This is a genomic window from Ramlibacter sp. AN1015, from assembly GCF_037726105.1.
Taxonomy (GTDB): domain Bacteria; phylum Pseudomonadota; class Gammaproteobacteria; order Burkholderiales; family Burkholderiaceae_C; genus Ramlibacter.
This window is the reverse complement of record NZ_JBBJUM010000003.1, coordinates 430,640-444,629: the sequence shown is the minus strand read 5'-3', so window position 1 is coordinate 444,629 and position 13,990 is coordinate 430,640. Positions and strand designations below refer to the sequence as shown.

13 protein-coding genes are annotated in these 13,990 nt (G+C 68.0%); 9 read left to right on the top strand and 4 right to left on the bottom strand.

The window, feature by feature from the left end:
* Window positions 1-20 precede the first annotated feature (20 nt).
* The 5 genes from WG922_RS07330 to WG922_RS07310 all read left to right on the top strand — a co-directional run bounded on the left by WG922_RS07330 (window position 21) and on the right by WG922_RS07310 (window position 6,893).
* On the top strand, window positions 21-1,853 hold the full coding sequence (locus WG922_RS07330; protein ID WP_340281734.1) for a type I secretion system permease/ATPase: 1,833 nt from the start codon (window positions 21-23) through the stop codon (window positions 1,851-1,853).
* A gap of 14 nt (window positions 1,854-1,867) precedes the next feature.
* On the top strand, window positions 1,868-3,214 hold the full coding sequence (locus tag WG922_RS07325; RefSeq protein WP_340281733.1) for an HlyD family type I secretion periplasmic adaptor subunit: 1,347 nt from the start codon (window positions 1,868-1,870) through the stop codon (window positions 3,212-3,214).
* Between the two features lies 1 nt (window position 3,215).
* Window positions 3,216-4,580 carry a TolC family outer membrane protein gene (locus tag WG922_RS07320; protein ID WP_340281731.1) on the top strand — a complete coding sequence of 455 codons (1,365 nt, stop codon included), beginning with the start codon at window positions 3,216-3,218 and terminating at the stop codon, window positions 4,578-4,580.
* 252 nt (window positions 4,581-4,832) lie between these two features.
* Window positions 4,833-5,531, top strand: a complete 699-nt coding sequence (locus tag WG922_RS07315) for a response regulator transcription factor (RefSeq protein ID WP_340281730.1) — start codon at window positions 4,833-4,835, stop codon at window positions 5,529-5,531.
* 18 nt (window positions 5,532-5,549) lie between these two features.
* The gene (locus WG922_RS07310; RefSeq protein ID WP_340281728.1) at window positions 5,550-6,893 is read left to right on the top strand and encodes a sensor histidine kinase; all 1,344 of its coding nucleotides are present in this window, start codon (window positions 5,550-5,552) and stop codon (window positions 6,891-6,893) included.
* A gap of 122 nt (window positions 6,894-7,015) precedes the next feature.
* Here WG922_RS07310 and WG922_RS07305 read toward each other — a convergent pair whose 3' ends face one another.
* A complete protein-coding gene (locus WG922_RS07305) occupies window positions 7,016-7,210 on the bottom strand; it encodes a hypothetical protein (RefSeq protein ID WP_340281726.1) in 195 nt (64 codons plus the stop codon).
* 249 nt (window positions 7,211-7,459) lie between these two features.
* On the opposite strand from WG922_RS07305, the gene WG922_RS07300 reads away from it, so the two are divergent.
* On the top strand, window positions 7,460-7,696 hold the full coding sequence (locus tag WG922_RS07300; protein ID WP_340281725.1) for a hypothetical protein: 237 nt from the start codon (window positions 7,460-7,462) through the stop codon (window positions 7,694-7,696).
* Window positions 7,697-7,904: 208 nt separating this feature from the next.
* Here WG922_RS07300 and WG922_RS07295 read toward each other — a convergent pair whose 3' ends face one another.
* Window positions 7,905-8,786: an IclR family transcriptional regulator domain-containing protein gene (locus WG922_RS07295; protein WP_340281723.1), complete on the bottom strand. Its 882-nt coding sequence runs from the start codon at window positions 8,784-8,786 to the stop codon at window positions 7,905-7,907.
* Window positions 8,787-8,866: 80 nt separating this feature from the next.
* On the opposite strand from WG922_RS07295, the gene WG922_RS07290 reads away from it, so the two are divergent.
* The 3 genes from WG922_RS07290 to WG922_RS07280 all read left to right on the top strand — a co-directional run bounded on the left by WG922_RS07290 (window position 8,867) and on the right by WG922_RS07280 (window position 12,989).
* Window positions 8,867-9,877 carry a Bug family tripartite tricarboxylate transporter substrate binding protein gene (locus WG922_RS07290; protein WP_340281722.1) on the top strand — a complete coding sequence of 337 codons (1,011 nt, stop codon included), beginning with the start codon at window positions 8,867-8,869 and terminating at the stop codon, window positions 9,875-9,877.
* 21 nt (window positions 9,878-9,898) lie between these two features.
* Window positions 9,899-11,314 carry an FAD-dependent oxidoreductase gene (locus tag WG922_RS07285; RefSeq protein WP_340281720.1) on the top strand — a complete coding sequence of 472 codons (1,416 nt, stop codon included), beginning with the start codon at window positions 9,899-9,901 and terminating at the stop codon, window positions 11,312-11,314.
* A 451-nt stretch (window positions 11,315-11,765) separates the two neighbouring features.
* Window positions 11,766-12,989, top strand: a complete 1,224-nt coding sequence (locus tag WG922_RS07280) for a PQQ-dependent sugar dehydrogenase (protein ID WP_340281719.1) — start codon at window positions 11,766-11,768, stop codon at window positions 12,987-12,989.
* A gap of 52 nt (window positions 12,990-13,041) precedes the next feature.
* On the opposite strand, the gene WG922_RS07275 is transcribed toward WG922_RS07280, so the two are convergent.
* Together WG922_RS07275 and WG922_RS07270 are read right to left on the bottom strand one after the other, a co-directional pair.
* Window positions 13,042-13,431 (bottom strand): VOC family protein, encoded by a 390-nt coding sequence (locus WG922_RS07275; RefSeq protein WP_340281828.1) that lies wholly within the window; start codon window positions 13,429-13,431, stop codon window positions 13,042-13,044.
* A complete protein-coding gene (locus WG922_RS07270; protein WP_340281717.1) occupies window positions 13,431-13,784 on the bottom strand; it encodes a DUF1428 domain-containing protein in 354 nt (117 codons plus the stop codon). Before WG922_RS07270 ends, WG922_RS07275 begins: the two co-directional genes overlap by 1 nt.
* Window positions 13,785-13,990 lie beyond the last annotated feature (206 nt).

The window sequence follows — 13,990 nt, the reverse complement described above, 5'->3', positions numbered from 1 at the left end:
CACTTCGCACCGAGGCCATCATGTCGCTCGAATCCACCACCGCTGCCGTGAGCGGCGATGCCGCGCCCGCCCGGGCCGGCGTCTTCCGCTTTCCCAACAACGAGATCGGCGAGGCGCTGGGCGCCTGCCGCGCGTCCTTCCGCACCGTGGGCGCCTTCAGCGCCATCATCAACCTGCTGATGCTGGTGCCGTCGCTGTACATGCTGCAGGTCTACGACCGGGTGCTCGCCAGCGCAAACCAAACCACGCTGTGGATGCTCACCGTGATGGTGCTGGGTGCCTACCTGCTGATGAACGGCCTGGAACTGGTGCGCAGCTTCATGCTGGTGCGCGTCGGAACCCGCGTCGATCTGAAGCTCAACCAGCGCGTCTACACCGCCGCCTTCGAGCAGAACCTGCGCCAGCCCGGCGGCAACGCCGGCAACGCGTTGCAGGACCTCACCACGGTGCGCCAGTTCGTCACCGGGCAGGGGCTGTTCGCCTTCTTCGATGCGCCCTGGTTTCCGGTGTACCTGGCGGTGATCTTCCTGTTCGACTGGGTTCTCGGCGCTTTCGCCGTCGGGGCCACGCTGCTGCTGGTGGGGCTGGCCTGGGCCAACGAGGCGGTGTCGCGCAAACCGCTGGCGCAGGCCAACGCGCTGTCGGTGCAGGCGGGCAACCTGGCTACCAACCACCTGCGCAACGCCGAGGTGATCGAGGCCATGGGCATGCTGCCGGCGCTGATGGGCCGCTGGTGGCGGCTGCACGGCCGCTTCCTCGCGCTGCAGGCGCAGGCCAGCGAAAAGGCCGGCACGGTCGCGGCCATCTCCAAATTCGTGCGCGTCTCCATGCAGTCGCTGATCCTCGGGCTCGGCGCGCTGCTGGCGCTGGAGCAGCGCATCACCCCCGGCATGATGATCGTCGCCTCCATCCTCATGGGGCGGGCGCTGAGCCCTGTGGACCAGTTGATCAACAGCTGGAAGGGCTGGGCGGCCACCCGCAGCGCCTACGCCCGCCTGGCCAAGCTGCTGCAACAGAGCCCGCAACGCGCGCACGCCATGTCGCTGCCCCGGCCGAAGGGGCAGCTCGCAGCCCAGGCCGTGACCGCAGTGCCGCCCGGCGCCACGCTGCCGGCGGTGCGCGGCATCAGCTTTGCCGTCGAGGCAGGCGAGGTGCTCGGCATCATCGGCCCCAGCGGCTCGGGAAAGTCCACGCTGGCGCGGCTGCTGGTGGGCGTGTGGGCTCCCACGCAAGGCAAGGTGCGGCTGGATGGCGCCGACCTGCAGCACTGGGACAAGCGTGAGCTCGGACCGTGCGTGGGCTACCTGCCCCAGGACATCGAACTCTTCGCCGGCACCGTGAGCGAGAACATCGCGCGCTTCGGCGACATCGATCCGCAGCAGGTGGTCGAGGCGGCGCGGCAGGCCGGCGTGCACGAGCTGATCCTGCAGCTTCCACAGGGCTACGACTCGGTGCTGGGCGAGGGCGGCAGCGGACTCTCGGGCGGACAGAAGCAGCGCATCGCGCTGGCGCGCGCCCTGTACGGCAACCCGGCGCTGCTGGTGCTGGACGAGCCCAACTCGAACCTCGACGACATGGGCGAGCAGGCCCTGGTGACGGCGCTCGGGCAGCTGCGCGAGCGCGGCGCCACCGTGGTGGTGATCTCGCATCGGGCGAGCACCCTGGCCGCCACCACCCGCTTGCTGCTGCTGCGCCAGGGCTCGGTGCAGGCGTTCGGACCGACGCAGGAGGTGCTGGGCGAGCTGTCCCGGCTGTCCGGCTCGCACGCGGCTGCGCCCGGCGCGAAGCTGCGCGCGCCGCGCCGGCGCGTCGCCGCAACCGACGATGCCGAGCGCGCAACCACCACCGCCTGAACGGGAGCACTGCCATGACCACACCCTTTACCCCCATGCCGCAGGAACCGTTCGCGTCCATGGACCAGGCGCCCGACACCAATGCCGGACGATTCGGCCGCTGGGGCTGGCTGCTCGTCCTCGTGGGCCTCGGCGGATTTCTGCTGTGGGCGGGGCTGGCCCCGCTGGACCAGGGCGTGCCCGTCACCGGAACGGTCACCGTCTCGGGCAACAAGAAGGCGGTGCAGCACGAGATCGGCGGCACCGTGGAACGCATCCTGGTCCAAGAGGGCGCGCGCGTCGTCGCCGGACAGGAGCTGGTGCGCATGAATTCGGTGCACGCGCGCTCCAACGCCGACAGCACCCGGGTGCAGTACCACACGGCGCGCAGCACGGAGGCGCGCCTGCTGGCCGAGCGCGACGGCCGCACCGCGATCTCGTTCGCCGCCGACACCCAGGCGGCAGCGCGCAGCCAGCCGCGCGTAGCCGCCATCATGGCGGTGCAGCAGCAGCTTTTCTCGTCGCGCCGCTTCTCGCTGCAGGCCGAGCTGTCGGCGCTCGACGAAAGCATCGCGGGCATCGAGGCCCACAGCGCCGGGCTGCAGGCCGCGCGCAGCGGCAAGCTCGATCAGCAGCGCCTGATGAAGGAGCACATCGACAACCTGCGCGAGCTCGCACGCGACGGCTATGTTCCGCGCAACCGGCTGCTGGAGCTCGAACGCGGCTACGCACAGCTCGCGGCATCGCTGTCGGAGGACCTGGGCAACATCCACCGCGCGCAGCGGCAGGCGAGCGAGTTCAAGCTGCGGCGGCTGCAGCGGCTGCAGGAATACCAGATGGAGGTGCGCACCCAGCTGGCCGACGTGCAGAAGGAAGCCGACGTGCTGCGCAGCCAGCTGGAGGGGTTGGAGCACCAGCTGGCCACTGCGGTGGTGCGTGCGCCCGTGAGCGGGATCGTGGCCGACCTCAGTGTCTTCACCGAAGGCGGCGTGGTAGCGCCGGGCTTGCGCATGATGGACATCGTGCCGCTTTCGGAGCCGCTGGTGGTGCAGGCGCAGCTGCCCGTGCACCTGGTCGATTCGGTTCGCCCGGGACTCCCGCTGGAGCTGATCTTCTCGGCCTTCAATCAGAACGTCACGCCTCGCGTGCCCGGCGTTGTCACCGAGGTCTCGGCCGACCGGCTGGTCGACGACAAGAGCGGCTCGGCCTACTACCGCCTGGAGGCGCACATCACCGAAGAGGGCAAGCGGCTGCTGGCGCAGTTGCCGGTGCGCCCCGGCATGCCGGTGGACCTGTTCGTCAAGACCGGCGAACGCACGATGGCCAACTACCTGCTGCGCCCGCTGCGCGACCACCTCGCGATGGCCTTGACGGAGGAGTGAGATGACGCTTCGTGTGCGCGTCCCGAAGCTGCGGCGGATCGTCGGGGCGGCGGCCGTGGTTGCCGCCGCGTGGTGCGGCGCGGCCGGTGCCCAGCCGGATGCCTCGCTCGGGCTGCTGGAAGCCTACATGGCCGCCCGTGCGAACGACCCGGTTTTTCAGGCGGCCATCGCCGACCAGCGGGCTGGCCAGGAGTTCGAGGCGATCGGGCGCGCGTCGCTGCTGCCATCGATTTCGGCGGTGCTGTCCACCAACCGCAACTCCGCCGTCGTCGATGCCGCCGACGGCTCGCGCGAGGACCGAGGCGACTACACCAGCAGAACCAACGCCATCCAGCTGCGCCAGCCCCTCTTCAACCCCGAAGGGTGGGCCGCGCGCCGCCAGGGTATCGCGCGTGCGGCCGAAGCGCAGGCGCAGTTCCGGCACAGGCAGCAGGAGTTGATCGTGCGCGTGTTCGACGCCTATTCGCAGGCCCTGGTCGCGCAGGAGGAGGTGCAACTGGTGCGCGCGCAGCTTGCGGCGCTCGATACGCTCCTGCAGGCCAACGAACAGCGCCTGCGCGCGGGCGAGGGCACCCGCACGGAGGTCCTCGAGACCAGCGCGAAACGGGCCCTGGTGCGTGCACGGCTGGTGGAGGCGCAGGACGCCTATGCCAACCGGCTCGAGGCCTTGCGGGCGCTGGTCGGCGTGCCGTTCGCGCGGCTGCACACGCTGCGCACCGGCGCCGCGGCCCGCGTGGAAGCGCCCGGCTCGCTGGAGGAGTGGCGACGCCGGGCGCACGCGGCCAGCGCCGAGCTCGAAAGCCTGCGGCATGCGGTCACGGTCGCGCGCGAGGAAATGCGGCGCCTGCAAAGCGGCCATCTGCCTCGCCTGGACCTGCTGCTGAGCGCCGGCCGCAGCGCATCGGAGACCACGGCGACGTTCCAGCAAAGCTCGAGCACCCGCACCGTGGGGCTGCAACTGAACGTGCCGCTGTATTCGGGCGGCGCCGTGTCGGCCCAGGTGCGGCAGGCCGCTGCACTGGTGGATCGCGCACAGGCGGAGCTGGACATCCGCCGCGCCGAACTGGATGTCGAACTGCACCGCCACTACGCCGTGCTGCAGCAGGGCACGCTGCGCTACGAGGCGCTGTCGGAAGCAGTGGCGGCGGGCGAGGCCCTCGTCCTGGCCACGGAGCGCAGCGTCGCCGGCGGCGAGCGCACCAACGTCGATGTGATCGATGCGCGAGAACGCCTGGCGCAGGCGCGGCGCGACCTCGCACGGGCCGGCTACGAACAGCTCACGGCGTTGCTGCGTCTGCGCCTGTTGGCGGGAGAATTGGACGAGGCGCAGCTGCAGGCTCTGGCGGCGCGCTTTGTTGCCGGGTGAGGGCTAGGGTGGCGTGGACCTGCGGCAACGTGGCATAGCTCTATTTTTTGTAACAAGGTAGCCTTTAAGATTTTATTTCCGCCACTCGCGAATTCCTGCGTTCTATTTGCGGCACCGGCTTGATTTGCACATGGAGCGAGGTCTTTCCTACACTGCGTAAACAGATGTAAGGGTGGGCCGATGTCGCACGCTTTCTCCGCAATGCCGGGGCTCCCGGCCGAATCGCCGACGAATGGCGGAACACTTTCCGCCTTGACGCCGCTGCCGTTTCGCGAACCGGGGCGGCCGGTGCGGGTGATCGTCATCGACGACGATCCCGACATACGCGCTCGCGTGGTGAAGGAGCTCGAGGCCGATCCGCGCATGCACCTGGTTGCCCACGGCGGCTCCGTGCGGTCGGGCAAGCGGCTGATCGCCACGCGCACTTTCGATGTCATGCTGGTCGATCTGAACCTCGGCGACGGATCGGGTTTCGAGCTGATCGAATACATGAAGTGCACGCGCGACCATGCCGAGGCCATCGTCATCTCGGTGATGGACGACGAGCAGCGGGCCTTGCGCGCGTTCGAGCTCGGGGCTGCCGGGTACCTGACCAAGAACACCGCCTTCGGGCAGTTCGCCACGGCCGTGCTGCAGGTCTGGAACGGAGGCGCCTCCATCACGCCGACGCTGGCGCGCCGTATGCTGCAACGGCTGCGACCCGCTGCCGCGCCGGCGCCGGCGCCGGGCTGGGCAGCGCAGATGACGCAGGACGAAGACGTGCCGCTGTCTGCGCGCGAGATCGAGGTGCTCAAGCTGATCGCCATCGGCTACACCAATCCGGAGATAGCCCAGCGGCTCGGCCTGAGCGTCCAGACGGTGCATACGCACGTGCGCAACGTCTACACCAAGCTGCACGTGAACTCGCGTGCACAGGCGGTCAGCAAGGCAACCCGCCGGCGCCTGATCTGAACCGGCACGGAAGGCGCCATGCTCCACGGTGACCAGGTCGGCTTTCTGTTCGGCTTGCTGCTGGTGGTGTTCAGCGCCGGAATGCTCACCGTGCTGAGCCGTCGGCTCCCCTCGCGCCTGGTCGATCAGCTGCTGGCGCTCGGGATCGTCGCCTGGACGGTGTTCCTCGTCTGGAAGCCGCGCTTTGCGGACCACATGCCCGGCAGGCAGGACGAGTTCATCGAGCACATGGCCCTGCAGGTGTGCATCGCGGTGGCGTGCAGGCTCATGCTGGAGGGAACCCGTGCAGTCCGCCGGACGCTGCCGATCTGGCTGGGGCAGCTCGCCGCCGGCGCCGGCTTGCTGCTGCTGTGGATCACGGGCGGCAACGGGCAGTGGTACACGGCCTGGATCCTGGCGAACGCGGCGTTTGCGCTGTGCCTGCTGCTGCGCGTCGCGGCGCGGCGCAGCCCCTGGCGCAGCCGCGACGAAGCGCGCATCTTCGTGTTCTCGACGCTCCTGTTGATCTCGACCATCGCTGCGGAATTCTGGAGCGATGCGGCCTCTGCGCCGGTGCTGGCTGCCTTGTTCACCTACCCGGCCGCGCTGATCGGCCTGTGGAAGGTCACCACGCTCAGGAGCGGCGAGGAGCCGCGGCACGCGCAGCCTTCGCAAAGCGAAGCTGCCGAGCGCGAGCGGCAGCGGATCGCGCAGGAGGTGCACGACGGCGTTGGCTCCCAGCTCGTGGCGCTGCTGTCCTCGCTCGATCCGCGCGACCCGCAGCAGCAGGCGCTGGCATTGGGGCTGGAGCGCTGCCTGCTGGAGTTGAAGATCACGGTGGACAGCCTGCATACGACGACACCTCCTGGGCTGCTCGAGGGCCTGGGCACCCTGCGCCATCGGCTCCAGCCCAGCCTGACACGCATGGGCGTCGAACTGCACTGGCACGTGGAGCCGCACGAATGCATCGAGCAGCTTCGACCGTTGACGGTGACCCATGCCCTGCGCGTCGCGCAGGAGGCGGTGGCCAACGCGCTGCGGCACGCGCAGGCACGCCACCTCACCGTGGGCTGCTACTTCGACGAGACGCGTTGCGGCGTGGTGCTGGACATTCGCGACGACGGCACCGGAATGCTGCCGCGCGAGCTGGGAAGCAACCGCGGCCGCGGCCTGGCCGGCATGACGCGGCGCGCTGAGGAAGCCGGCATTCGCCTGGAGATCGATGCCGCGCCCGAACGCGGGTGCGCGGTGCGGCTGCTCATTCCGGTGGACCCTGCGTCGGCGCGCCAGGTGGGGGAGGCGGGAGCGGCGCCGCACGGGCCGAAACCGTCGGGGAGCGACAGTCTGCGGCAGCGCAAGGGTAAGCCGGTCGCCGCTGCATAGCCGTTGCGTGGTCCCGCCGATCCCACTGCGCCGATGGTCTCGTCCGCGCGCCGGCCCAGCCGGCGTGGCTCTTCGGCTTGATCGATCCCTTGTCGATGCGGCCGTGTCGCCGAGCTCGGCGCCTAGGCCCCCGGTCCGAACGTCGAACCAGGTCCCGGCTGTGACGTTCCCGGTAGTTTGCCAAGTCTCGACTGATCGATGCCGTCGCGCACGCCTGCCCGGATCACGATGTACAGCACCCACATGAAAGCAAGAAAGACCAGCAGTTGCAGCACGAGGCCGGCAACCATCATTCCGCCGCCCATGTCCGTCATCATCACGAGCTCCTGAGAAAAATTCGATTGTCTCCCGGGAGCATCTGCGGTGCGAGTCGGCTCGCCTGCAGAGTTGCGCGACCCGCGGGCAGTCGCGGCGGTTGCGCTTTCCTGCGCACTTGCGAGTGACGGTGTCGTTGGTGAGCAATTGCTGCAAGTGAGGTCCTGTTCGCGCGGAGATCAGGGTTGATCCGGAGTCGGGTGCATCTGCGCTGGCCTATGGTGTGCAGATCCATCATCAGGAGACTACCCATGCGCACCCTGCTCGTTGCCCTCGGTCTGGCCTTCACCGGCGCGGCCTTCGCGCACAACTGCCCGAACGAGATGAAGGCCATCGACGCCAAACTGGCCACCAAGCCGCAGATGTCGCAGGCGAACGCCGACAAGGTCGCCAAGCTGCGGGCCGAAGGCGAAGCGCACCACAAGGCCGGGAAGCACACCGAATCCATGGCGGCACTGGGCGAGGCCAAGAAGCTGCTGGGCCTTTGAGTCGCGCCTCGGGCGGACTTCCCCTTCGGCCGGAACGCAGGCTTGAACGAGGCTGCGCCTGAGCAGGACCTGGCGCGTGTTCAGACGCTCGCGTCGTTGCCCGATACGACGTGGGCCTTCTACCAGCAGGCGGTCCGGGCGCGAGGCATCTTCTGCTCGCCCAGGCTTGCCGTGAAGGGCGCGTTGTTCTGGCGCGGCGGCTGGCGGATCAGGGTGCGTTACGCAGCGCCATCAGTTCCTGTGGCGCTGCGGCGGCTTCCAAGCCGGACAGCTCCGAGAGCAGCATCTGGTCGCTCGCCGCCGCCCCGATCCCGCGCGCCGCAGCACGCAGAGCCGGCAAGTGGCGTCGCACCATCTCTCGCTCGGTCATCGCAGCGCGGTTCCAGTTGATGTTGAGGGCGCCAAGCACCCAGCCGCCGTGCACGATCGGCACGGCGATCGCCTGCAGCGCATCATCGCGCGGCACGCCGTTGTAGCCGCCGCCCTTGTACTGTGGGTGGCGGGCGGCATAGCCTCGGCGACGCGCTTCCTCCACGCGCCGTTCGAGGTCGCTGGCTGCGATCACAGCCATGTTGTGCGGATCGCGCCCGCAGCGCGCTGCCTGCACCAGCTCTTGCCGACGGGCAGCGGGCAGTGCGGCCAGATATGCGCTTCCGGCTGCCGATCCGAGCAGGTTGACCCGCACCCTGCCACCGCGGCGCCGTACGTAAAAGCGTGACTGCCGCAGGCTGGACTCCAGCACCATCAGGAAATCATCGTCGCCCTGGTGTACAGCGAGATCGGACGGCCATTCCACCTGCTGGCAGAGGCTGTCGAGCCAGGGCGCCGCCACATCCGCCAGCCGCTCCGCCGGCTCCATGCCCCGGGTCAGCCCCTGCAGCTGCACACTGTTGCGGTAGCGCTGGTCCGTGGTGCTGCGCCGTACCGCCTGCACCCCGATCAGCGTCTTGAGCATGCGCAGCAGGGTCGGCCCTGAAAGGCCGGTCGCCGCCTGCAGCTCGACCAGCGTCGCGCCCTGCGGCATGGCTTGCAGCGCGCGCAGCACTTCGAAGGATCGCTCTACCGCTCGGATGGTCTTGACGCTCTCCACCAGATTTCACCACGTGTAATTGCTTCGATTTTCGCTTGGTCGGGATGTTGCGACGCCCTACCGTGAAGGTCAGGAGACACATGGAAATGATCGAAGCCCTGACCACCGCCATCTCGCGCCGCGGGCTGCTGCGCGCCAGCCTGCCCGTGCTTGCCGCCGCCGCCGGATTGCCTGCCCTGGCGCAGGCGCGCCTGCAGCTCGCCACCATCACCACCGGCTTTCCGGCAGGCGGCTCATCTGACGTCACCGCCCGCCTGCTGGCAGAGCATCTGCGGGGCCGCCACGCCGAAACGGTGCTGGTGGAGAACAAGCCCGGTGCCAGCGGCCGCATCGCGGTGGAGCACGTGAAGGCAGGCGCCGCCGACGGCAGCAGCCTTCTGCTGAGCCCGAGCGGCATGATGGTGCTGTTTCCGCACATCTATCGCAACCTGCGCTATGAGCCGCTGCAGGACTTCGCCCCCGTGACGCCGTTGGCGAAGTTCCCCTTCGTGCTGGCCATCAGCGACAGGGTGCCGGCCAGCGTGCAGTCGCTGCCTGACTTTCTGGCCTGGGCCAAGGCGAATTCGCGGCAGGCATCGTTCGGGTCCCCCGGCGCCGGCACCAGCGCCCATTTCTCCGGAATCATGCTCGGGCGGCGCGCGAACATCGAATACACGCACGTGCCCTATAAAGGCATGGCGCCGCTGGTGCAGGACCTGCTGGGCGGCCAGATCGCCTCCGGCGTGCTGACGCCGGGCGACGCACTGCCCGTGGCCTCCAAGGGCAGGCTGCGGCTGCTGGCCACGACCGGTTCCACCCGCTCGCGCTTCATGCCGCAGGTGCCTACCTATACCGAACTCGGGTTTCCCGAGATCCTGATCGAGGAGTCCTACTCCCTCTACGCGCCCGCCGCGGTTCCCGCAGGCAGCATTCAGCAGATAGCCACGCTGTCGCACGGCATGCTGGAAAAACCCGATGTGCAGGAGCGCTTCACTCGCATGGGACTGGAGCCGGCCCGCAGTTCGCCAGCGGAGTTCCGCCAGAACCTGCGCGCCCTGCACGAACGCTGGGGCCGCATCGTGCGCGAGTCCGGCTTTACGCCGACCGAATGACAAAGAAGGTTAGCAATCGTCATGAACCACCGCAGTACACCCGCAGCGCCGAGCACCAGCCTGCGCGGCGATCCCGTCGTCGCCGACGTTGATGTCGTCGTCATCGGCGGCGGCCCGGGCGGTTTCGCTGCGGCCCTGCGTGCGCGGCGCGAAGGCTGCAGCGTCGTGCTGGTCGAGAAGTTCGACATGCCCGGCGGGGTCCACACATCGGGCCTGCAGGGCGCGGCCAACCCCGGAGTCGGTGGCATCCACACCGAGTTGATGGACCGCTTCGCGCGCGAGGGCTGCATCTACGAGGCCAACGAGACAAACCTGCCGCACTGGGCTGGCAACGCGCTATCCCACTACGACTATTACCTGCCGCCCGGCAGTCCGTTCAGGCGGGTGTCCTTCAATCCCGACGGCGCCGGCAACGTGATGGTGAAAATGCTGGAAGAGGCCGGTGTGCAGGCGATCTACGGCGCTTCCTTCGTCGATGTGGAGATGGAGCCCGACGGCGCCGCGCGTCGCATCACGCACGCGGTCATCGAGACGGTGGCGGGCCGCCAGGCCATTCGCGCAAAGGTGTTCGTCGAAGGCAGCGGCACGGGCGAAGTGGTGGCGCGCGCCGGTGCGCCCTTCGTGCGGGGCGGCGGCCGCCAGCCGGAGACCCTTACCGACGGCCAGAGCCGCCCGATTCCCGGCGGCCTGCTGTGGATCATGAGCGGCATTGACTTCGCCGAGACCGCCGCCTACCAGAAGCGCGAGAACGATCCCGCTCTCAGCAACCTGATCAACAAGGCGCGCGCCGCCGGCGACATCCCGCCGGAGCTGTACCGGCCCCGCCTGGCGGACAAAGGCGTCTACGGCGACCACTACATCGGCCATCCCACCGTGGACATGAGCCCGATCCAGGGACCCGGGACCTTCATCCTGTGGCAGAACGTGCCCTACGAGTGGGCGCTGCACATGGACGACGACGCCGAGCATGCCTCGCGCGCCAAGAAGGAGCTGCGGCGGCTGATCGACGCCGAGGCGCGCTTTCTCACGAAGTACGTGCCGGGCTTCCAGAACGCCTTCATTTCGCACGTGGGCCGCTACGTGGGCGTGCGCGACGGGCGCCATCCGATCGGAGAGTACGTGTTCTCCATCGATGACGCGCGCGAGGGCCGGCGTTTCCCGGATGCGGTCACGAAGCCGATGACCAAGACCTTCTTCTGGGACGCTTATGCGAAGTACACCTTCGAGGTGCCGTTCCGCTGCTTCCTGCCCAAGGAGGTGAACAACCTGCTGCTGACCGGCGCCTCGTTGTCGTTCACCTTCGAGACCATCTTCATGGTGATGCGCAACTTCCCCTGGTGCACCCAGACCGGCGAGATCGCCGGCCTGGCCGCCGCCAGGGCCGTCCGGCGCGGCATCTCACCCAAGCAGCTGCAGTGGACAGAGCCGATCTTCTGAGGAGACACGTCCCATGCCGACCCGCAGGAGGCTCTTGGCGGGCGCAGGTGCAATTCCTCGCCGCCGCCAAGGCCGACCCGCTCAAGGGCAGCATCGGTACGTCCAGCATGAGCAGTGCGGCGCCCTGCTGATGCTGCGACTGCGCCAGCTCTCCAGTTTTGTTCGACAGGCTTCTTCGTGCGCGGCGGAGTCGATGGAACGGGGACCCGCGGAGGTTCGCAACCCTGTAGGTCGTCTCCGACAGTGGCGAACTCGCACAGCCGACAAGGTCAGTGGATTTGCAGAATCACCATGCAGTAGGCCGCTGAAGGTAGCCCAGGCGTAGCCGTTGCACCGGGCTTGGCGGCACCGTACCCGCCCCCGAAACTCGCGCGAACAGGTGAGCGCATGATCGGCCTCACACGGCTCGCGCGCATTCCCCCGCGACGAGATCAAGATGAATCGGAACCGAATGTCCAGAATTCCTGCGCGCGCCCTGGCCGGCGTTCTACTGGGCGCCAGCGTTGGCTTCGCTGCAAGCCTGCTGCCGGTATGGGCTGCCGCCCCATCAGCCGAGGCGCCCAAGCTGACCCGTACCGTCGTGATGACGGGCTTGCAGAACCCGTGGGACATTGCCTTCACGCCCGACGGCGTGATGCTGTTTACCGAGAAGTGTCGCGGCGTATCGGCTCGCCTTGCCGACGGAAAGACGGTCCGGCTGTTCGGCACCACCGGCTCGGCTGTCGTGGCGCCGGATCTGTTTTGCCAAGGCCAGAGCGGTGTGCACGGCATCGTGGTCGATCCGGATTTCGCCAAGGGAAAACGCGACATCTATGTGTTCATGGCATCGAGCTTGCGCACACCGGCCACCAACAGGGTTGTCCGCTTGACCCTCAACGCCGACGCAACGAGTGTCAGCAACCGTACCGACATCATCGAGGACATTGCCTACAAGCATGCGGCCAATGGAGCTGGAGCCGCCGGCGCCCACAGCGGCGGGCGAATGCGTTTCGGCCCGGACGGATATCTGTACGTCACCACCGGGGACAACCACAACGCAACGCTGCCCCAGGACCTGAAGCGTCTCGGAGGCAAGGTGCTGCGCGTGAACCGCGACGGCGCGGCGGCGCCGGGCAACAACACGCCGGCCGGAGGCGACCCGCGCATCTTCACTTACGGTCATCGCAACGTGCAGGGCATCACCTTCCGGCCGGCGGGGCAGCCCGACGCCGGCCGGCCGTTCACCGCCGAGCACGGACCGAACCACAGCGACGAAGTCACTGCGCTGGTCGCGGGTGGGAACGCCGGATGGGATCCGCAGAATCGTCCGGGACTGCGTTGCCCCGACGACTACTGCGGCTACGCGGGCAACCCCAACACGATGCCGATGACCGACACCCAGCGCTTTCCCGACGCGATGCCCCCAAGCTGGGTCTACAACGGCAGTGGCCGCGGAATGGACTCGGCGCTGTTTCTCGACGGAGAACAGTGGAAGGGATGGAACGGCCGCTTGCTCGTGAGCTTGATGCGCGGGCAAAGGATCGTGGTGCTCAAACTCGACGAGCGCGGCATGGCGGTCGATGATGCGACCGTCGATCTGCCTTCGACGCGAACCCGCACGCTGGTGCAAGGCCCCAAGGGGAATCTCTACACCGCCAACGACGACGGCGAGATCTGGCGCGTCGTTCCGAACTGATACCAGCTGCCCAAGGTGCTGCGGCGCAGGAGCTGCTTGCCGTCTCCGGTGTTCAGCCCTTCGCCAAGGTCTGGATCAGCGCCATGATGTTGCCCTCACTGTCCTTGAACCAGGCTGCCTTGGCGCCGCCAGCGGTGATGGCTCCCTGCGGGCTGCGTTCGCCGGGCATGTCGTCATAACGCTCGAACTGCACACCGCGGGCTTTGAGCCTCTGCATTTCCGCGTCGATGTCCTGCACTGACCAGAAGGCCTGGCTGGCGTGTGAGGTGCCGGCGTTCGGCGTGGGGTAGAGGAAGGCGGCCGTGCCGCCGCCGAACTCGTACACGACACCTCCGTTCGTCTCCTCCTTCGGGCGCAGCCCGAGCGTGTCCTCATAGAACCGGCGCGCGCGGGCAATGTCCTTGGCCGGGATGTACGAGTACATCGGGGAAGCCTGCAGCATCACCTGTTCTCCACCACGACCTGGAAGCCGCCGAAGATCATGCGCTGGCCATCGAAGGGCATGTCCTTCATCTCCTTGATCCGCGGCTCGTCCATGAACTTCTTCATGCCATCGTCGCGCACGGCCTTGGACGGCCAGGTGATCCAGGAGAACACGACGGTTTCGTCCGCCTTGCGCTGGACGGCCATCGGAAACGAAGTGACCTTGCCTTCCGGCACGTCGTCGCCCCAGCACTCCACGACCTCCAGGGCTCCGAGCTCCCTGAAGACTTGTGCGGCCACGGCGGCATGCTGGAGGTACTCCTCCTTCCTGGCAGTGGGCACGGCAATCACGAATCCATCGACGTAGTTCATGAGCGTTCTCCTGTTGACGGCGCACGATTGTCACGCCATCCGGAGTACGACGCAGCACCACTGCAGCCGGGCATGAACCCATCATGTTTGCTGAGGTTGTACCTGCTGAGCCCAGGTCACCCTCACGCACGTACCGGCTCGCAGCCGCACCTTGGGCAGCATGTGCTGTGCTGTGCTGTGCTGTGCTGTGCTGTGCTGTGCTGTGC